The sequence below is a fragment of the Paracoccus sp. TOH genome, assembly GCF_030388245.1.
Lineage (GTDB): Bacteria > Pseudomonadota > Alphaproteobacteria > Rhodobacterales > Rhodobacteraceae > Paracoccus > Paracoccus simplex.
Map to the genome: position 1 here is coordinate 1,188,926 of NZ_CP098361.1, position 19,159 is coordinate 1,208,084.

18 protein-coding genes are annotated in these 19,159 nt (G+C 64.1%); 7 read left to right on the forward strand and 11 right to left on the reverse strand.

What is annotated here, in order from left to right:
* Positions 1 to 44 precede the first annotated feature (44 nt).
* Entirely contained in the window at positions 45 to 1,688 is a 1,644-nt protein-coding gene (locus NBE95_RS16505; RefSeq protein WP_289895326.1) for a CTP synthase, read from the reverse strand.
* A gap of 145 nt (positions 1,689 to 1,833) precedes the next feature.
* Positions 1,834 to 2,391 carry a preprotein translocase subunit SecG gene (gene secG / locus NBE95_RS16510; RefSeq protein ID WP_289895950.1) on the reverse strand — a complete coding sequence of 186 codons (558 nt, stop codon included), beginning with the start codon at positions 2,389 to 2,391 and terminating at the stop codon, positions 1,834 to 1,836.
* A gap of 69 nt (positions 2,392 to 2,460) precedes the next feature.
* Between secG and NBE95_RS16515 the strand changes: the two genes are divergently transcribed.
* The gene (locus NBE95_RS16515) at positions 2,461 to 3,894 is read left to right on the forward strand and encodes a cobyric acid synthase (RefSeq protein WP_289895327.1); all 1,434 of its coding nucleotides are present in this window, start codon (positions 2,461 to 2,463) and stop codon (positions 3,892 to 3,894) included.
* 24 nt (positions 3,895 to 3,918) lie between these two features.
* Here NBE95_RS16515 and NBE95_RS16520 read toward each other — a convergent pair whose 3' ends face one another.
* The 4 genes from NBE95_RS16520 to gltX all read right to left on the reverse strand — a co-directional run bounded on the left by NBE95_RS16520 (position 3,919) and on the right by gltX (position 7,853).
* Positions 3,919 to 4,572: an SDR family oxidoreductase gene (locus NBE95_RS16520; RefSeq protein ID WP_289895328.1), complete on the reverse strand. Its 654-nt coding sequence runs from the start codon at positions 4,570 to 4,572 to the stop codon at positions 3,919 to 3,921.
* Between the two features lie 81 nt (positions 4,573 to 4,653).
* Entirely contained in the window at positions 4,654 to 5,034 is a 381-nt protein-coding gene (locus NBE95_RS16525) for a DUF1284 domain-containing protein (protein ID WP_289895329.1), read from the reverse strand.
* Positions 5,035 to 5,102: 68 nt separating this feature from the next.
* Entirely contained in the window at positions 5,103 to 6,395 is a 1,293-nt protein-coding gene (gene gltA, locus NBE95_RS16530) for a citrate synthase (protein WP_289895330.1), read from the reverse strand.
* A gap of 51 nt (positions 6,396 to 6,446) precedes the next feature.
* Positions 6,447 to 7,853: a glutamate--tRNA ligase gene (gltX, locus tag NBE95_RS16535; RefSeq protein WP_289895331.1), complete on the reverse strand. Its 1,407-nt coding sequence runs from the start codon at positions 7,851 to 7,853 to the stop codon at positions 6,447 to 6,449.
* A 142-nt stretch (positions 7,854 to 7,995) separates the two neighbouring features.
* Here gltX and NBE95_RS16540 point away from each other — a divergent pair, with 142 nt between their 5' ends.
* From NBE95_RS16540 to NBE95_RS16550, 3 genes are read left to right on the forward strand one after another with little or no spacing between them, the layout of a single operon-like run.
* Positions 7,996 to 10,164: a ComEC/Rec2 family competence protein gene (locus NBE95_RS16540; protein ID WP_289895332.1), complete on the forward strand. Its 2,169-nt coding sequence runs from the start codon at positions 7,996 to 7,998 to the stop codon at positions 10,162 to 10,164.
* Between the two features lie 20 nt (positions 10,165 to 10,184).
* Positions 10,185 to 10,757, forward strand: coding sequence for a heme NO-binding domain-containing protein (locus NBE95_RS16545; protein WP_289895333.1), 573 nt, complete (start codon positions 10,185 to 10,187; stop codon positions 10,755 to 10,757).
* On the forward strand, positions 10,754 to 11,686 hold the full coding sequence (locus tag NBE95_RS16550) for a GGDEF domain-containing protein (protein WP_289895334.1): 933 nt from the start codon (positions 10,754 to 10,756) through the stop codon (positions 11,684 to 11,686). The genes NBE95_RS16545 and NBE95_RS16550 overlap by 4 nt, the downstream gene beginning before the upstream one ends.
* Positions 11,687 to 11,765: 79 nt before the next feature.
* Here the strand turns inward: NBE95_RS16550 and NBE95_RS16555 are convergent, their stop codons facing one another.
* From NBE95_RS16555 to NBE95_RS16565, 3 genes are read right to left on the reverse strand one after another with little or no spacing between them, the layout of a single operon-like run.
* Positions 11,766 to 12,104 carry a hypothetical protein gene (locus NBE95_RS16555; RefSeq protein ID WP_289895335.1) on the reverse strand — a complete coding sequence of 113 codons (339 nt, stop codon included), beginning with the start codon at positions 12,102 to 12,104 and terminating at the stop codon, positions 11,766 to 11,768.
* Positions 12,104 to 12,238 carry a hypothetical protein gene (locus tag NBE95_RS16560; protein WP_289895336.1) on the reverse strand — a complete coding sequence of 45 codons (135 nt, stop codon included), beginning with the start codon at positions 12,236 to 12,238 and terminating at the stop codon, positions 12,104 to 12,106. The genes NBE95_RS16555 and NBE95_RS16560 overlap by 1 nt, the downstream gene beginning before the upstream one ends.
* A complete protein-coding gene (locus tag NBE95_RS16565; protein WP_289895337.1) occupies positions 12,235 to 14,091 on the reverse strand; it encodes an extracellular solute-binding protein in 1,857 nt (618 codons plus the stop codon). Before NBE95_RS16565 ends, NBE95_RS16560 begins: the two co-directional genes overlap by 4 nt.
* 383 nt (positions 14,092 to 14,474) lie before the next feature.
* On the opposite strand from NBE95_RS16565, the gene NBE95_RS16570 reads away from it, so the two are divergent.
* Positions 14,475 to 15,257, forward strand: a complete 783-nt coding sequence (locus NBE95_RS16570) for a 3-hydroxybutyrate dehydrogenase (protein ID WP_289895338.1) — start codon at positions 14,475 to 14,477, stop codon at positions 15,255 to 15,257.
* 502 nt (positions 15,258 to 15,759) lie between these two features.
* Here the strand turns inward: NBE95_RS16570 and NBE95_RS16575 are convergent.
* A complete protein-coding gene (locus tag NBE95_RS16575; RefSeq protein WP_289895339.1) occupies positions 15,760 to 16,257 on the reverse strand; it encodes a hypothetical protein in 498 nt (165 codons plus the stop codon).
* Between the two features lie 593 nt (positions 16,258 to 16,850).
* Here NBE95_RS16575 and NBE95_RS16580 point away from each other — a divergent pair.
* Both NBE95_RS16580 and NBE95_RS16585 read left to right on the forward strand, forming a co-directional pair.
* The gene (locus tag NBE95_RS16580) at positions 16,851 to 17,984 is read left to right on the forward strand and encodes a toll/interleukin-1 receptor domain-containing protein (RefSeq protein ID WP_289895340.1); all 1,134 of its coding nucleotides are present in this window, start codon (positions 16,851 to 16,853) and stop codon (positions 17,982 to 17,984) included.
* Entirely contained in the window at positions 17,981 to 18,559 is a 579-nt protein-coding gene (locus NBE95_RS16585) for a hypothetical protein (protein ID WP_289895341.1), read from the forward strand. The genes NBE95_RS16580 and NBE95_RS16585 overlap by 4 nt, the downstream gene beginning before the upstream one ends.
* Here NBE95_RS16585 and NBE95_RS16590 read toward each other — a convergent pair.
* On the reverse strand, positions 18,540 to 19,031 hold the full coding sequence (locus NBE95_RS16590; RefSeq protein ID WP_289895342.1) for a TIR domain-containing protein: 492 nt from the start codon (positions 19,029 to 19,031) through the stop codon (positions 18,540 to 18,542). The genes NBE95_RS16585 and NBE95_RS16590 overlap by 20 nt on opposite strands.
* Between the last annotated feature and the right edge of the window lie 128 nt (positions 19,032 to 19,159).

The window sequence follows — 19,159 nt, forward strand, 5'->3', positions numbered from 1 at the left end:
GGGACCGTTTCTCTGGTCCCGGCATTATGGCGCGGCGCGGCGGTTCAGACCAGCCGCTCGTTATCCATCGCGGCGCGGATGAAGCCGGCGAACAGCGGCGCAGGCTCGAAGGGCTTCGACTTCAGCTCGGGATGCGACTGCACGCCGATGAACCAGGGATGGTCGCGATATTCCACCACCTCGGGCAACCGCCCGTCCGGCGACATGCCCGAGAAGCTGAGCCCCGCGGTCTCGAGCTGCTCGCGATATTTCGCGTCCACCTCGTAGCGGTGGCGGTGGCGGTCCTCGATCTCCAGCGCGCCGTCGTAGATTTCCGAGATCTTCGAGCCCGCCGCCAGCACCGCCGTATAGGCGCCCAGCCGCATGGTGCCGCCCTTGTCGTCGGTCAGCTTGCGCTGCACGGTGTAATTGCCCTGCACCCATTCCTTGAGGTGGTAGACGACCGGGGTGAAGCGGGTCTTGCCGGCCTCGTGGTCGAACTCCTCGGAGCCGGCGTCGGGCATGTCGGCAAGGTTCCGCGCCGCCTCGATCACCGCCATCTGCATGCCCAGGCAGATGCCCAGGTAGGGCACCTTCTTCTCGCGCGCGTAGCGGGCGGCGGCGATCATGCCCTCGGTGCCGCGTTCGCCGAAACCGCCGGGGACGATGATGCCGTTATAGCCGTCCAGCAGATGCGCGCCTTCGCCTTCCAGCTTCTCGCTGTCGACCCAGTCGGCCTTGACGCGGACGCGATTGGCCATGCCGCCATGGGTCAGCGCCTCGGCGATGGATTTATAGGCGTCCTCCAGCTGGGTATACTTGCCGACCACGGCGATGCGGACCTGGCCCTCGGCATGGGTCAGCCGGTCCATCACGTCCTCCCACCGGGTCAGGTCGGGGCGCGGGGCCGGGCTGATCTGGAAAGCGTCCAGCACCGCCTGGTCGAGGCCGGCGCGGTGATAGGCCAGCGGCGCCTCGTAGATCGACCTCAGGTCATAGGCCGGGATCACCGCATCGGGACGGACGTTGCAGAACAGCGCGATCTTGGCGCGTTCCTTTTCCGGGATCGGATGCTCGCTGCGGCAGACCAGCACGTCGGGCTGCAGGCCGATCGAGCGCAGCTCCTTGACCGAATGCTGCGTGGGCTTGGTCTTCAGCTCGCCCGAGGCGGCCAGATAGGGCAGCAGCGTCAGGTGCATGAAGATGCATTGTCCGCGCGGCCGCTCCTGCGAGAATTGCCGGATGGCCTCGAAGAAGGGCAGACCCTCGATGTCGCCCACGGTGCCGCCGATCTCGCAGAGCATGAAATCGACCTCGTCCTCGCCCACGGCCAGGAAGTCCTTGATTTCGTTGGTGACGTGCGGGATGACTTGGATGGTCTTGCCCAGATAGGCGCCGCGGCGCTCCTTCTCCAGCACGTTGGAATAGATGCGGCCCGAGGAAACCGAGTCGGTCCTGCGCGCCGAAACGCCGGTGAAGCGCTCGTAATGGCCCAGGTCCAGGTCGGTCTCGGCCCCGTCGTCGGTGACGAAGACCTCGCCATGCTCGAAGGGGCTCATCGTGCCGGGATCGACGTTCAGGTAGGGGTCGAGCTTGCGCAGCCGGACGGTGAAGCCGCGCGCCTGCAACAGCGCCCCCAGCGCCGCCGATGCCAGCCCCTTGCCGAGCGAAGAAACCACACCGCCGGTGATGAAGATGTAACGCGCCATCGAGGCCCCCGTGAATAATCCAATAGAAGATCGCGGCCCGAATCTGGGCGGTTTCACGGGACTCGAGTCATATCCGATTTATCCCGTGGCCGCAACGGACCGCAAGTTGTTGTAAGGGGCGCCCGTCGCGCCCCAAGTTGTGGTGTCAGTTATTGGCGGGCGCTGCGGCCGGATCGGCCGGCGGCGCTGCGGCCGGGGTTTCGGCGGCCGGCGCCTCGGGTGCCGGGGCCAAGGGCGCGGCCGGGGTTTCCGCCGCCGGCGGCGTCACCGGCTGCGCTGCGGGCGCATCGCCTTCGGTGGCGGCCGGCGCCTGCGAGGCCGGCGCGGGCGGCGCGACCGGTTGGCCGGCGCCCGGGACCACGGGCTGGCCGGCACCGGGCGGCGGCGCGTATTCGCCGATGCCCGGCAGCGAGGTGGCCGGGGCTTGCTGCGAGCCGCCGCCAAGGTCGAGCTGGTCGACGATCGAGCCGCTCGAAGCGTTGCGGGCCGCGATGACGGTGAGGGTCATCGAAGTGATGATGAAGCCGATGGCAAAGATCCAGGTCAGGCGCGACAGCGCATTCGCCGCCTGGCGGCCGGTCATGACCCCGCCGCCTCCGCCGCTGCCCATGCCAAGGCCGCCGCCTTCGGACCGCTGCAGCAGCACCACCCCGATCAGAAGCACGGCGAGGATCAGATGCACGGTAAGAACGACGTTTTCCACCACGGGGCCTTTCATTCAGCGACGCGCCTATCTAGTCACCAAGGCACGGATTGGCAAGCGGGGGCGGGCATGGGCGCGCTGATGATCCAGGGGACCGGGTCGAATGTGGGAAAATCCCTGCTGGTGGCGGGGTTGTGCCGGGCCGCGCGGCGGCGAGGAATCACTGTCGCGCCCTTCAAGCCGCAGAATATGTCGAACAATGCCGCCGTGACCCCGGACGGGGGCGAGATCGGCCGGGCGCAGGCGCTGCAGGCGCGGGCGGCGGGTCTGGCGCCCTCGGTGCACATGAACCCGGTTCTGCTGAAGCCCGAGACCGACCGGGCCGCGCAGGTGGTGGTGCAGGGCCGCGCCGTGACCCGGGCGGCGGCGGCGGATTACGGTGCGCTGAAGGCGCGGCTGATGGGCGCGGTGCAGGACAGCTTCGCCCGGCTGCGCGCCGCGCATGAACTGGTGCTGGTCGAGGGCGCGGGCAGCCCGGCCGAGGTCAACCTGCGCGCCCGCGACATCGCCAACATGGGCTTTGCCCGCGCGGCCGGCGTGCCGGTGGTGCTGGCCGGCGATATCGACCGCGGTGGCGTGATCGCGCAGATCGTCGGCACCCAGGCGGTGATCGACCCCGAGGATGCCGCGATGATCCGCGGCTTCCTGATCAACCGCTTCCGCGGCGATCCGGCGCTGTTCGACGCCGGGCGCACCTTCATCGCCGGGCGCACCGGCTGGCCGGATCTGGGGCTGGTGCCCTGGTTCCCCGATGCCGCGCTGCTGCCGGCCGAGGATGCGGTGGATCTGCGCCGCGTCTCGGGCACGGGCGGGCTGCACATCGCCTGCCCGATGCTGTCGCGGATCGCCAATTTCGACGATCTCGACCCGCTGGCGGCCGAGCCGGGGGTGCGGCTGACCATGGTGCCGCCCGGGCAGGCGCTGCCCGGCAACGCCGATCTGGTGATCCTGCCGGGCACCAAATCGACGCGCGGCGACCTGGCCTTCCTGCGCGAGCAGGGTTGGGACATCGACCTTTGCGCGCATATGCGGCGTGGCGGCCGGGTGCTGGGCATCTGCGGCGGCTATCAGATGCTGGGCCGCCGGGTCCACGACCCCGAGGGGCATGACGGCAGCCCCGGCAGCACCCCGGGCCTTGGCCTGCTGGATGTCGAGACCCGCATGTCCCCCGAGAAGCGGTTGACGCGGATCGAAGGCACGGCGCTCGGCCAGCCGGTCGAGGGCTACGAGATCCACATGGGCCGCACCGAGGGCCCGGATTGCGCCCGCCCCTTCGCCCATATCCCCGAGCCGGACGGCGCCGTCAGCCCCGACGGCCGCGTCGCCGGCACCTATCTGCACGGGCTGTTTTCCGGCGATGCCTTCCGCGCCGCCTGGCTGGCCGGATTCGGTACCGCCTCGGCGCTGGATTACGGCGCCGGCGTCGAGGACGTGCTGGACCGGCTGGCCGCGCATCTGGAAGTGCATCTGGACATTGATGCGCTCTTCGCGCTGGCGCGCTAGGGACTGGGGTTTCGCGTCGGCCTGCTAGAGAATCTCGGCCAGGATGCGCGCGGCCTCGGCCTGGCAAGGGATCAGGCGGGCGCGGTCCTCGCCGGGGAAAAAGCGCGCGCGGGTGGCGGTCGGCATCGGCGCCGGCTCGGCGATGACCACGCGCGGGCCCAGGGTCTCGTTCTCGGCCTGCCAGCTGCGGGCCAGGGCGATCTGCCCGGCCTTGGTGGCGCCGTAGCTGCCGAAGAATTTCTGCCCGGCGCGCCGGTCGTCGAAGAACAGCGCCGTGCCGTTGCGGGCGCGCAGCAGCGGCTCGATCAGCCCGATCAGCCCGCGCGTGGCGACCAGGTTCAGATCGACCGATTTCTGGAAATCCTTGCCATCGACATGCCCGGCCGGGGACAGCGGCGCGGCATGGATCGCGCAATGCGCCCAGAGGTCCAGCCCGCCCCAGCGGGACATGACGGTCTGCACCATCTGCACCATGGCCTCGGGCCGGCCGACATCCATCGGCGCCAGCGTCGCCGAGCCGCCGGCCTTGCGGATGCGGTCGTCGAGCTCCTCCAGCGCGCCGGTGGTGCGGGCGACGGCAAGGATGTGCCAGCCCCGCCCGGCGAGGGTTTCGGCCAAAGCGGCGCCAAGGCCGCGCGAGGCGCCGGTGATCAGCGCGATTTTGTCATGCTCGGTCATGGCGCCGATTTCGCATCGGCCGCCGCCGCGCGCAAGCCCCTTGCCGGTGCAGTGGCGCGGCTGCGTCACATTGCCTGGCCGTCAACCGGGCTGTTGCAGTCGGGCCAGCGCGCTTTGGCACATGCCCAGCCCCAGCCATTGGCAGCCGCTGCAGATCCGGTTCAGGTCCTCGGGCGCCAGCCGCGCGGTGGCGCGGGCCTGCGCCTCGGCCCAGCTCATGCGCTGGCCCGGGCGGATGCCGAGCGCCGCGGCATGGCGCTTGTCCAGCCGCGAGATGCGCTCGTCCGAGGCGCAGCCGATGCCGCGCCGCGACGGACAGGGGCCGCAGATCGAATCGGCCATGACCGTGAAGACCACCGGCGTCTGCGGATCGGCGCGCAGCCGGTCATGCACGATGGCGTTCATGTTCTCGGTGAAGTCCGGCGAATAGCCGCGCCCCTGCCAGCCGATCGAGCAAAGCACATGGTGCGGGCGCAGCAGAACGGCCCCGGAACTGTTCCGGGGCCGGTCTTGGTTCTGGTCGGAAGCGCTCAGCGGGCGTCCAGCGGCTTGTAGTCGCGTCGCGGCGAGCCGACGTAAAGCTGGCGCGGGCGGCCGATCTTGTTCTGCGGATCGGCGATCATCTCCTTCCACTGCGAGATCCAGCCGACGGTGCGCGACAGCGCGAAGATCGGCGTGAACATCGAGGTCGGGAAGCCCATCGCCTCGAGGATGATCCCCGAGTAGAAATCGACGTTCGGATAGAGCTTCTTCGAGACGAAATACTCGTCCTCCAGCGCGATCCGTTCCAGCTCCTTGGCGACCTGCAGCGTCGGGTTGTTGTGAACGCCCAAGAGGTCCAGCACCTCGTCGGCCGATTCCTTCATCACCTTGGCGCGCGGGTCGAAGTTCTTGTAGACCCGGTGGCCGAAGCCCATCAGCCGGAACGGATCGTTCTTGTCCTTGGCGCGGGCGATGAACTCGGGGATGCGCTCGACCGAGCCGATCTCGCGCAGCATTTCCAGGCAGGCCTGGTTGGCGCCGCCATGCGCCGGACCCCAGAGGCAGGCAATGCCGGCCGCGATGCAGGCGAAGGGATTCGCGCCCGAGGAGCCGGCCAGCCGCACGGTCGAGGTCGAGGCGTTCTGCTCGTGATCGGCATGAAGCGTGAAGATGCGGTCCATGGCCCGCGACAGCGCCGGGTCGACATGATAGGGTTCGGCGGGGACCGAGAAGCACATGTGCAGGAAATTACTGGCATAATCCAGCTCGTTCCGCGGATAGACGAAGGGCTGGCCCAGCGAATACTTATAGGCCATGGCGGCGATGGTCGGCACCTTGGCGATCAGCCGGATCGAGGCGATCTCGCGCTGCACCGGGTCGTTGATGTCGATCGAGTCGTGATAAAAGGCCGACATCGCCCCGACCACGCCGACCATGGTCGCCATCGGATGGCTGTCGCGGCGGAAGCCGCGGAAGAAATAGTGCATCTGTTCATGCACCATGGTGTGGCGGGTGATCCGGGTCTCGAAATCCGCCAGTTGGTCCTTGTTCGGCAGCTCGCCGTAAAGCAGCAGGTAGCAGACTTCCAGGTAATGCGACTGATCGGCCAGCTGCTCGATCGGGTAGCCGCGATACCACAGCTCGCCCTTGTCACCGTCGATATAGGTGATGGTCGAGTCGCAGGACGCGGTCGAAGTGAAGCCGGGGTCGTAGGTGAAGACGTCCGCCTGGGCGTAGAGCTTGCGGATGTCGAGGACATCCGGGCCTGCCGTCGGGTTCAGGATCGGAAGCTCAAGCTCCTTGCCTTCGACCAGCAGCTTTGCGGATTTGCTTTCTGCCATTCACTGTTCCTTTCACCTGTCTCCGGCCGGGCCGGGGGATGGGCGCGGGTCTCAGCCCGCCTGATCCTGCAGCCGGGCCAGCGTCTCGTCGCGGCCAAGTGCCAACATCATGTCGAACACGCTGGGGGTCGAACTGCGGCCGGCCAGAGCTGCGCGCAGCGGCGCCGCAACCTTGCCCAGTCCCAGCCCGTGCGACTCGCCAATCGCTTTGGCGGCCGCCTCGAGTTCGTCGCGCTCCCAGCTAGCATTCTGCACTGCGGCAGTCAATTCATTCAGTATACCACGGGATACAGAATCCAGCGCCGTCGCGGCCTTGTCCTCGACCGCGACGGGCCGGGAGACCAGCGCGAAATGCGCCTGTTCCAGCAGCGCCGGCAGGGTCTTGGCCTTTGCCTTCAGCGCCGCAAGGGCCGGACGCAGCCAGCCGATTTGCCGGTCTGTCAGCGGCGCGGCGCCGGTGGCGGCGCGGAAAGCCGCGATCTCCTCCAGCAGTTCGGCATCGTTCATCCGCGCGATATGCCAGCCGCTGACATGTTCCAGCTTCTTGAAGTCCAGCCGGGCCGGGGCCTTGCCGATCCCCGGCAGGTCGAACCAGGCCCGGGCCTGGTCGTCGTCGAAAAGCTCGTCGTCGCCATGGCTCCAGCCCAGCCGGGCCAGGTAATTGCGCATGGCCGCGGCCGGGTAGCCCATCGCCGCATATTCGTGCAGGCCAACCGCGCCGTGGCGCTTGGACAGCTTCTTGCCGTCGGTGCCGTGGATCAGCGGGATATGGGCAAAGACCGGGATCTCCCAGCCCATGGCCTGGTAGATCTGGATCTGCCGCGCGGCATTGGTCAGGTGGTCGTCGCCGCGGATCACATGAGTCACACCCATGTCGTGATCGTCCACCACCACCGCATGCATATAGGTCGGCGTCCCGTCCGAGCGCAGCAGCACCATGTCGTCCAGTTGTTCGTTACCGAAGGTCACGTCGCCCTGCACCGCGTCATGCACCACCGTCTCGCCGTCGCGCGGCGCCTTCAGCCGGATCGCATAGGGCGCGTCGGGCAGGCTTGCCGGATCGGCGTCGCGCCAGGGCGACAGGAACAGGGTCGAACGGCCTTCGGCCTTGGCCCGTTCGCGAAACGCCTCGATCTCCTCGGCGGTCGAGAAGCATTTGTAGGCCGTGCCGTTCTCCAGCATGGCGCGGGCGACCTCGGCGTGACGCTCGCGCCCGGCGAACTGGCTGACCGGCTCGCCATCCCAGTCGAGGCCGAGCCAGCGCAGGCCCTGCAGAATCGCCTCGGTCGCCTCGGGGGTCGAGCGGGCGCGGTCGGTATCCTCGATGCGCAGCAGGAACTTTCCGTCCCGGCCGCGGGCATAGAGCCAGTTGAACAGTGCCGTCCGCGCCCCGCCGATATGCAGATAGCCGGTGGGCGAGGGGGCGAAGCGGGTCACGACGGGGCGGGAATCAGTCATCGAGGGTCCGGTCAGTCCAGAAAACAGGGGCATTGGCTGTGCCGTTAACCGTTTCGAAAGGGACGGCATGCCAATCTTGGCGCCAGAGATACGCAAGTGACGTGACAAGGACAAGTTGCGGATGGATTCGGCAAGCCCCGCCATGGCCCGGACAGGCCTGCAGCCGGCACGCCGGCCGCGTGCATCGGCCGTGCCGCACCCAGTGCCGGTGCGGGTGTCGGTGACGATCCGGGCCGGGTTTCTGCCCTGGGTGCCGTTCTGGCTGTCGCTCGGCATCGGCGGCTGGTTCCTGCTGCGGGATGAGCCGGGGCCGGGATTCTACGCCTTGCTGGCGCTGGCCGCCGGCATGTGCCTGCTGGTGCCGCCGCTGGTCCTGGGCCTGGCGCGGCGCGATCGCTGCGCCTGGATCTGGGCCGACCGCTGCCGATTGTCGGCCATGGCGCTGTTTCTGGTGCTGTTCGGCGCCGGCCTGGCCGGGTTGCGCGCGCATCTAGTGGCGGCACCGGTGCTGGAATTCCGTTATTACGGCCCGGTCGAGGGGCGGGTGATCGGCATCGACCGCTCCGCCGGCGACCGGATGAGACTGCTGCTCGACCGGGTGGTGCTTGACGACGTGCCGCCGGGCCGGACGCCCGCGCGGGTCAGGATCTCGCTGATGAGCCCGCAGCATCTGCCCGTGCCCGGCCAGCGCATCATGCTGACCGCCCATCTGAGCCCGCCCTCCGGCCCCTCCGAGCCGGGCGGCTTCGATTTCCGCCGCCTGGCCTGGTTCGAAAGGCTCGGGGCGGTGGGCCATAGCCGGACCCCGATCATGACCGTGGCCCGGCCGGCGAATGACGGTGCGCTGGCCCTGCATCGCCTGCGCATGGCGCTGGCCGAGACCATGCGCGAACGCATCGGCGGCCAGGCCGGGGCGGTCTCGGCGGCGCTGGTGACCGGCGACCGCTCGGGTATCTCGGAACAGACGAACCAGATCATGCGCGCCTCGAACCTTTATCACATCGTCTCGATCTCGGGCCTGCACATGAGCATGCTGGCCGGCTTCGTCTATGCGGCGCTGCGTCTCGCCGGAACCGCGGCGCAGGGGCTGGTCGGACCGCTCGCCATGCCGGTGCACAAGCTGGCGGCGGCCGGGGCGCTGGCGGTCTCGGCGCTCTACCTATGGCTGTCGGGCGGCGGCGTCGCCACCGAGCGCGCCTTCATCATGGTGGCGGTGATGCTGCTGGCCATCATCGTCGACCGGCGCGCGGTCTCGCTGCGCACCGTGGCCGTTGCCGGGACGCTGGTGCTGCTGCTCGGCCCCGAAGCCCTGACCGAGCCCGGCTTCCAGATGAGCTTCGCCGCCACCGTGGCGCTGATCCTGGTGCAGGAGCCCTGGCTGAAGCTGGCGCCCCGCCTTCCCTGGTGGGTCCGGCCCGTGGTGGTGCTGCTGCTCTCCTCGGTCGTGGCCAGCCTTGCCACCTCGCCGATCGCGGCGGTGCATTTCGGCCGCATGACGCAATACGGGCTGCTGGCCAATCTTCTGGTGGTGCCGGTGGTCGGGACGCTGGTCATGCCCGGCGCCGTCATCGCGGCGGTCCTGGCGCCGCTGGGCCTGGCGCAGCCCGCGCTTTGGGTGATGGGGCTCGGGACGCAATGGATGCTGCTGGTCGCCGGCTGGATCGCCGATCTTCAAGGTGCCGTGATACTGCTTCCCGCCGCGCCGGCCGCCGTGCTGCCGCTGCTCGGGATCGGCGCGGTGCTGCTGTTTCTGGGGCCGCTGGGCGAAACCGCAAGGCGGGGGGCGCTGCTTGTCCGGCGCGGCGCCGGCGCGACCCTGCTTGCCGCTGCGGCGCTGCTCTGGCTGACGGCCGAGCGGCCCGCTGTCCTGATCTCGCCCGATGGCGAGGCGGTTGCGGCCATGACCCCCGCCGGCCGCGTCCCTTCCAAGCCCAGGGGCGGCAGCTATGCCGTCGCCAACTGGCTGGAGGCCGACGGTGATCCGGCGGACCAGACAATGGCGGCCTCGCGAACGCTCTGGCGGGGCGAATATTCAGATCGACAGGCGGAACTGAACTTTGGCGGAACCGGGCTGCGCATACGCCATCTGACCGGCAAAGCGGCCAAAGACGTCGAGACGATCGACTGTCCCCCGGACCTGATCCTGGTCGCTGCCACCGAATTGCGCCGAGAGGGTCTGCGGCAAAGGGATTGCACGATCATCGACATGGCGCAGCTGCGGGCGCGGGGGGCGATATCCATCAGCCTCAACCGCGATCACTGGGAAATCACCCCGGCCGATGACCAGGGGCATGGCCGAATTTGGCAGTAAGATCGACAGGATGGTTTGACATGCATGGTCTGGTGAACAGGTCCGTCGAGGCCTTTACGCGCGCCACTTACGGCGACGACCTGTGGACGCGGGTTCTGCTTAGAACCAAGGCCGATCCGAACATCTTCCTGACCTGGAACGAAACCCCGAACCGGGTGACATATTCTTTGGTCATTGCGGCGGCCATGCTGGTGGGAAAGTCCAGGAACGAATATCTCGAGGATATCGGCTCATGGCTGACCCGGCAGGAGCAGATCAGGCGCCTGCTTCGTTTCAGCGGCGAGAGCTATGGCGATTTTCTTGAATCCCTCCAGGATCTTCCGAACCGCATCAGGCTGGTCATACCCGAGCTGCTCATACCCGACCTTCGCGTGGCGATCGACCATGCGGACTGTTACCGGATATCGGCCAGCGACCATCAGCCGGGATTTCTGTCCATCATCGCCGGGGTGCTGAGGGGCATGGCCGACGATTATGGCGCCCTTGCAATCATTCTTGCATCGAATGCCGGGATCGCCGCGCGGGTCGCCCAGTCGGAATATTCGATGAAGAGACATTTCAGTCTCTATCGCCGTCGCGAGGCATTCCGATGAATATCAGCCTGGCATGCCTGGATGAGCTTATGCCGATGCATCTGGTGCTGGGACCGGATGGCAGGATCTTGTCCACAGGCAGAACGCTCTCCAAACTGCTGAACGGGAAAGACAAGTTGCCGGAAGCATTCCGGGGGGATGTCGAAAGGATCCTGCTGGAGCGGAGCGGCCGGAACCTCCGCCCGGTCAGTCTGCAATCCCATCCGGGAATCAGCCTGGTCGCGCATTGCGCAAGATCCGGGGATACTCTGATCCTGAATTTCGGCTTCGGGGCCTCACTCGAGAACGCCGCGCGCAGCTTCGACCTGACCAATTCCGACTTTCCGCCCACGGACCTGGCCATGGAGTGCTTCTTCCTTCAGGAAGCGAACCGGGCCATTTCGGACGAGCTGCACAGGGTGAACCAGATCCTCAAGGAAGCCCGCGACGCCGCCGAGCGCCTTTCGGTCACCGACCCCCTGACGGGCGCCCTGAACAAACGGGCCTTTGACCTGGAGCTGGCGGCCGCGATGGAGAACGCGCAGCGCGCGCCGTTCTCGTTGATGAGTCTGGATCTGGATTCGTTCAAGCTCATCAACGACACTTTTGGTCATATCGCCGGCGATTCGGTTCTGGTGGCCGCGGCGAATGCCCTGCGATCCCAGATCAGGGACGAGGACAAGATGTGCCGGGTCGGAGGCGACGAGTTCCTTATCGTCATCAGAAACTGCGCGGACAGGTCGACCCTGCTGAAAATGGCCAAGAGAATCCTGTCGGCAATCGATGAAATCCGGCCGCTCGGCTTTCCCGCGAACCTGTCCGCAAGCCTGGGCATTTCCACGTCCGAACAGTGCAGAACCGTTCATGACCTGCTATCGGGAGCGGATGTTGCTCTTTATCGTTCAAAGCGGGCGGGCGGCGGCAGGGCCACCATTTTCGACGCTTCATGACAGAGCGGCATTCTGACGCGCATGCGCGCGATCCGGCCGGGAATGTCTCCGGCGACGTGACCGGCCCCCGGCCCTCCTCTCAATCGCCGTCGTTCGGGACCTCGTCGTCATCGCCGAAACGGGCGTCGTCGTCATATTCGTCCTCGCCCTCGCCGACATATTTCGAGGACAGGGTGATCGAGTGATTGTCGTGGATCGGGTCCATGACGATGTCCGAGGGGATCTCGCCCGCCAACCATTCGCGGATCTCGTCCTTGGTCTCGTCGATCCCCTGCCCGGTGACTTCGGCGATATAGGCGATGAAGGCGCGCTGGTCGCCGTCGATCTCGTCCAGCTCGTTTTCATCGGCCGCAGGCCATTTCTCGACGATGGCCTCGAAGAAGGCGGGCCAATTGTCGCGGACGTGCACCCATTTCATCAGTAGCCTCCTCCGCCAATGCCGCCCTGCTCCATGCGCGATGCACCGGTGATATCCTCGCCCACGCCGGCCACGGTATTGCACGCGGCAAGCGCCAGGACGGTCAGGACGGCTGCGATCCGACTGAATTTCATTCTCTTTCCTCCTGCCACCAGGTTTCTGGCATGAAGCCGGGCCAGTCACCGTAAAGCGGCGTGTTTTCAGGATAATCCAGGTCGGCGCGATGGGCCAAGCGGGAAATCCGTGAATAGCTGACCGGGATGACATAGCGTCCGGCGGTTAAGATCCGGTCAAGCGCCCTGACCGCGGCGACATAATCCTCATGCGTGCGGGCCCGGCCCATCTCGGCGATCATCGCCTCGGCGGCGGGGCTGTCCATGCCCATCCAGTTCTTGCTGCCCGGCTTGGCCACGCCCTCGCGGCCCCAATAGAGCCGCTGCTCGTTCCCGGGCGAGAGCGACAGGCCGCGCTCGTACCAGGTCATGTCGAACTGGTAGTTGTTGGTGCGTTCCACATATTGCGCCGCATCAAGCAGCGTCACCTTGGGGCGGATGCCCAGATTGCGCAGCGATTGCACGAAGATATCGACGATCTGCCGGGTCTCGGCGCTGGTGCGCATGGCGCTGCCGGACTGATTCAGCAGGATCTCGAAGCTGAAGGGGCGGCCTTGGGTGTCGCGCAGTTCGCCCTTCTGCACGGTCCAGCCCGCCTGGCCGAGCAGGTCCAGCGCGGCGCGGATGCCCTTGCGGTCGATGGCCCGCTCGCCGCCCTCGGGCAGGGCATAACCTTCGATGGTGCCGGGCGGCAGCCGGTCCGCGAAGGGGGCAAGCAGTTCCGCCTCGCGCCCCGTGGCGGGGCCGGGCTGCATCGCCAGTTCGGAATTGGCGAAATAGCTGGTGATGCGCGGATCCTTGCCGCCGGTCAGCGTCATGTTGATGAAGCGCTGGTTGAAGGCTTCGATCATCGCCTGCCGCACCCGCCAGTCGGCGAAGCGCGGGTTGCGGGTGTTCATCACCAGCCCCATGATTCCCGAAGGACGGCCATGCGGGATCTCGGCCTTGACCACCTTGCCCTCGCGGATGGCGGGAAAGTCGAAGTTGCGCTCCCACCGTGCTGCGACCAGCTCGCGCCAGACGTCGATCTCGCCGGCCTTGAAGGCCTCGAACATGGCCGAGGCATCGCCGAAATAATCGTAGCGGATCACGTCGAAATTGTGCAGGCCTTGGCTGACCGCCAGGTCGCGGCCCCAATAGTCGGGATTGCGGCGGAAGGTGATGGCGCGGCCGGGATCGACCTTGTCGATGACATAGGGCCCCGAGCCGATCGGGGCCATCAGGCTGGACTGGCTGAAATCGCGCCCCTGCCATTGCGCCTTCTTCAGGATCGGCCGCATGCCCATCAGCATGGCCAGCTCGCGGTCCGGGGTGTTGAAGGTGAAGCGGACCGAGCGCGGGCCGGTCTGCTCCATCGTCTCGACCTTGGACCAGACGGCGGTGTAGCGCGGATGCCCCTTGGTCCCGAGCACCTCATAGGACCACATCACGTCCTCGATGGTTACCGGCGAGCCGTCCGAAAATCGGGCCTCGGGGCGCAGGGTGAACTCGACCCAGCCGCGCTCGGCATCGGTCTCGACGCTTTCGGCCAGCAGGCCGTAAAGCGTGAAGGGTTCGTCGATCGAGCGCATCATCAGCGACTCGGTCAGCAGACCCGGCTGGGTGAAGATCGGCCAGACCGGGTTGCCCATCAGGATCCAGGGGTTGAGCGAATCGAAGCTGCCGGTCTCGGCCAGCCGAATCGTGCCGCCCTTGGGGGCCTGGGGATTGGTATAGGGCAGATGGCTGAAGCCGGGCGGCAGCGCAGGTTCTCCATACATTGCAATGGCATGCATGGGTTCGGCAAGGCTTGCCAGCGGCATGGATGCAACACACGCGCACAGCGCGATTCGCCGCCAGATCGCGGATTCGTTAGCAAATTTGAAGAATCGCATGCTCGATTGCCCTGATTTCCGGGTCGTTGGTTCTGCCCGCGCCCAGATTAACCATCCGTTCACCGCGAGGCAAACTTACGCCTTGGACTCATGGGGGGAAAAGCGTATAGATAAGGCACTGCTCGATAGGTTTCTTGCCTGTATGAAACCTGCCTCATGACTTGCGCCCGCCTTGTGCGGGCGCTTTTTTCTTGGGGTTTTCCGCTTTCCGCCGGCTGCGGCGTCCTCGCGTCTGCCCCGGGAATCGATCACGCAAAAATGTGAACGGAACGTATCACTTCCGCCGATCCCGGCCACCTCGCGCGTCCCGGCGGCCGGCTTGTGCAGGCCCGGCTTTTTCCCCATGCTGCGACTGCAACAGCAACGCGGGCGTGGAGACGGCGATGTTCGAGAAATTCCTCAGCGGCAAGACGGCGGTGGTGACCGGCTCCAATTCGGGGATCGGGCTTGGCATCGCCCATGAGCTGGCGCGGGCGGGCGCGGATATCGTGCTGAACAGCTTCACCGATGCGGCCGAGGATCACGCGCTGGCCGACAGCCTGGCCGCCGCGCATGGCGTCGCCGTGCGCTATATCCAGGCCGACATGTCCAAGGGCGCCGATTGCCGCGCCCTGATCGAGAAGGCCGGCGTCTGCGACATCCTGGTGAACAATGCCGGTATCCAGCATGTCGCGCCGATCCCGGATTTCCCGGCCGAGAAATGGGACGCGATCATCGCCATCAACCTGAGTTCGGCCTTTCACACCACGGCGGCGGCGCTGCCGATCATGCGCCAGGCCGGCTGGGGCAGGGTGATCAACATCGCCTCGGCGCATGGGCTGACGGCCAGCGAATACAAATCGGCCTATGTCGCGGCCAAGCACGGCATCGTCGGCCTGACCAAGGTGACGGCGCTGGAGACCGCGAAGGAGCCGATCACCTGCAACGCCATCTGCCCCGGTTACGTGCTGACCCCGATCGTGGAGAAGCAGATCCCCGACCAGATGAAGACCCATAACATGAGCCGCGACGAGGTGATCGCCAAGGTCATGCTCCAGCGCCAGCCCTCCGGGCAGTTCGCCACGGTCGAGCAGATGGGCGGCACGGCGGTCTTTCTGTGCTCGCCGGCGGCGGAGCAGATCACCGGGACGACCATCTCGGTGGATGGGGGCTGGACGGCGTTGTAAGGGGCGCGCGGGATCTGCCGAGGCGCGAGGCTGGCGGATGTGCGCCAGCCAGCAGCGGATCTGGCTTGCAGGACTGCCCCGAGGACAAGGATCAAGCCGCATTTCCGTATACACGCCTGACCCATTCATCGCCATCTGGCTATGAGATGATCAATAACCAATGAGGCATGGGTTGAATTGCCAAGCCAGCAAGATGCGCTTTTGCGGCAGGACACTTTCCGCGCGGCTGTGCCGAGAGGGGGAGCGGATGGTGGGAGCCCTTAAGGCGGCGCTGGGGTGTCGCGACCTGTCGTCTCGAAGCAGCTGGGCGTGCTGAAGCAGGCCGGGTTGGTGCGGGACCGGCATGATGGCCGCGACACCCATTACAGCGCCGAGCAAAGGAAACGGGCGCTATTGGGAAAGCTGTTTCGACCATCTTGAAGACCCATTGAACAAGATGAATCAGTGAGTTGGAGCACGATCATTAGACTGGTTCAACGCTGGCTGACTCAGCCGCATCGCGTCACCCATGGCCCGCTAAGACAGATTTCTGCGCCGCAGCCGGATTTCGTTTCACTGTGCAGAGCAATCCGCAACCGGACCGAACTTTCATTTTGACTGCGAGGTCATCGCCGTCGAACCGGGCAAGATGCTCGCATATGTCTGGAACGCAGATGACGATGAGTCGGGCAAAAGACCAAGGGGCACCGTGACCTGGCGGCTTGCCGCCTGCAACAACGGCTATCTGCATGGGGCTTGGATCGACGCGGATCAGGACGCCTGACGAGATCAGGGACGAGATTGCGGCCAGCCATGATTTCGAGCCTGAGGGGCAAATTTGCAGGTAAAGCCCTTTGCAGCCGCCTGCCGCCGTCAGCACATGACCCTTCCGGCCATCATGCTTCGCGCGTATCGCCGCCAGATCGTTCAGACCGTCCTTTGCCATGCCGAAATTCTCGGCCCACCACAAATTTAGCCATTGCCCGCCACGCATGACAACGGACGTTAACTGCGCATTCATTTAGTTGGTTAAATTATATGATTAATTTTAACAGATCTTCGCGCAAGGCGCCGCTGTTCTGGCGGAAGCGGTGAGCGTTCATGCCCGCACCCCCACTGGCTCGCTGGTCCAGTCCACCGACCCGAGCCGCGCGGCGACGGCCGCAGCCGACTGGCCGGGATAGACCGCGCGGCCCCGGCCGGTGCGGTCGCAGATCACCACCGCGACGGGCAGTTCCCCGCGGCGGTTCGGGCGTTCTTGAAGCGGCTGGATTGGGTCACGTTTTGGGGCACAAAACGGGGCACCATCTTCCACTAAGTGGCTGTTTTTCCTGATATTACTGGGCAAAGTGGCGGGCCGAAGCCGAAGAAACAGAGAACTACACCTACGCTATACCCCTCCCAAGTTGAGGAATGTGCTGCTGTCAAACCGAGTGGCAGCGGGTAGCCTGTGCGCACAAGACGCAAAAGCAGACGGCGGGCACCCCCATACAGGAGTGAGGGGGCATCCAGTGACGAGCGCGCGCCAATGAGGTCTTGATCTGCTACAGTTTTTTGGAAATATGGTGCCAAGGGGAGCACCAAATGCCAGCGTATGCATACCAAATAATAGTAATGGGCGGTAAAGACGATAGGCTGCTTATACTGAAAAAGTCACTAGAAGATCGTTCCAACGAACTTGGAATCGATCCCGAAAAGATTGTCTATCTGGATAGCGATGACGCCTACAATCGAAAGCTTCCCGCTCTTGGGATATATTTCGGCAACTCCCCGAGGGTTGTTCCTGCTGCAATTTCCCGTCTTATTCAAGATTCCATTGTTATAATTCCCGTAGTAAGCCATATAACTATGGTTTCTCAGGAAATACCGAACGAACTAAGTCACATAAATGCTATTCAATGCTCTCGTTCAGGCGACAATATTGCCCGGCTTACGTCGCTGGTTTTTGAGACATTCCGGCTACTGAGGAAGGAGCGAGGAATTTTCATAAGCTATCGTCGCAAGGGGTCACAGCCGCTTGCGAACAAGCTTTATGATGAGCTTGATAAACGTGGCTTCGACGTTTTCATAGATACACGCTCAGTTCCCCCCGCCGCTGACTTTCAAGCAGAGCTTTGGCACAGAATGTCAGATGTCGATACAATCGTTCTGATTGACACGCCGGGATTTAGGGAGGGGCGCTGGACGAAGGCGGAACTCGCGCAAGCTAACTTGCTAGGAATACAAACTCTGCATCTTCTATGGCCGGGTCAAAAGGAAGAGTCGAAGTATGCATTTAGCCACTTCGTAAAACTCCAACCATCAGATTTTAAAGGACCATCACCCGGACGAGGAGCAACTATAACGCAGGAGGCGATAAATGCCATCTGCACAATGGCCGAGGAACTAAGGGCGCAGGCGATGGCTCTCCGGCACGCTCATTTAGTGGACAACTTCTGCGATGCCGCTCGGGATCTCGCATTCACCCCATCGGTTCAGCCTGAGCGTTGGATTTCCGTCGCACTTCCCAAGGGCAAATCTCTGGCTGTAGTTCCAGCAGTCGGGCGCCCTACTTCAGACCGAATAAACACAATCTTTGACTCAATCTCGGCACATAAAGCAACAGATGCTCCGATCTGGGCGATATATGATAGTCGCGGCCTGCATGAAAATTGGATCAGGCACCTGAATTGGCTAGATGGCCATCTACCAATTCGGACGCTTTCAGTTGCCCACGTCCCTGACGCGCTGAAGGAGTTCTCGAAATGATAGAAGTGTTCCTTTCGGCCAGCGTCCCCCTTCCCGAGCGAAATAGAATCTATTTTGAAACCGCAGACGTATTCCTGATACGCGAATCCATACGCGCCCTTGTCGAGGTCGTTCTACCGAAGGGACGTATTACATTCGGCGGCCATCCAGCCATTACACCACTTATGTCGCTCTATGCTCGAAATGCCAAACTGGGCAATAAGCATATCACGATATACCAGAGCGATTTCTTTCGAGGAGAGATGCCTCGTGAGAATGATGATTTTGCTGACATTCGCTACACTGCGAAAGTAGCAGGCGGCGTTACCGAGAATTTGGCGCTGATGCGCTCAGAAATGCTGAAAAGTCGAAAGTTCGATGCAGCAGTTTTAATCGGTGGAATGGAAGGCATCAGGGATGAAGCGTCCATGTTTAAGGAACTCCATCCCCAAGCCAAGGTCTTACCCTTACCTGCAACAGGTGCAGCGGCGCGCATCGAATTTCTTGAGGGTGACTATCCAAAATTTTTGGAGAACGAGATTTCTTTCGCCAGCCTCTTTCGGCGCACCTTGCTTCCTAACCCCTTAGCCGAATAGCCTCTTCGATCCATCCTTCAATGTTGTTCGATATAGAGGCATAGACAGCCTTACTATCTGCTCCGGCAGGATCATAGACCTTAGCGTAATTTGACATAGGCGTTTTTTGGGTGCCGACGGTCCAGTTGGCGAATGGGTTGGCTCCCTTGTTGGTTGAATTTCCATTTTTATCCAATAGCTTATGAATGTTGATCCCTAGAATCGCCTTCTTTTGAGACCATGCGTATTCTATTTCGTAGTCAACCCACTTTCGGCCCGCTGTGTGTGCTCCAATCAGGACGACAAGGGTGCTTCTTCCTGCCATATTGCCGTTGATCCATTTCTTTACGGCATCGTCGCCCTTGGCCTTTATCTGCTCGAACTCATTACCAGATACAATCGGCTGCCCCTCTACCGAGCCGATGTTTTTGACTGTAGCAACACGCCAATTGTCTTCTGCATAGTGAAAGCTATAGAAGCACTTCCTAGTCATGTATCGTCCCCCTCATCATGTTTATCTTTCTTGCCCGACGATGTGCGTTCGTCTGGCGATGGAAGTTCTATTTCTACCGCCTGCCGTTGTCAGGTCAATATGGTGAACGACGCCCCTCCGTCTCCCAA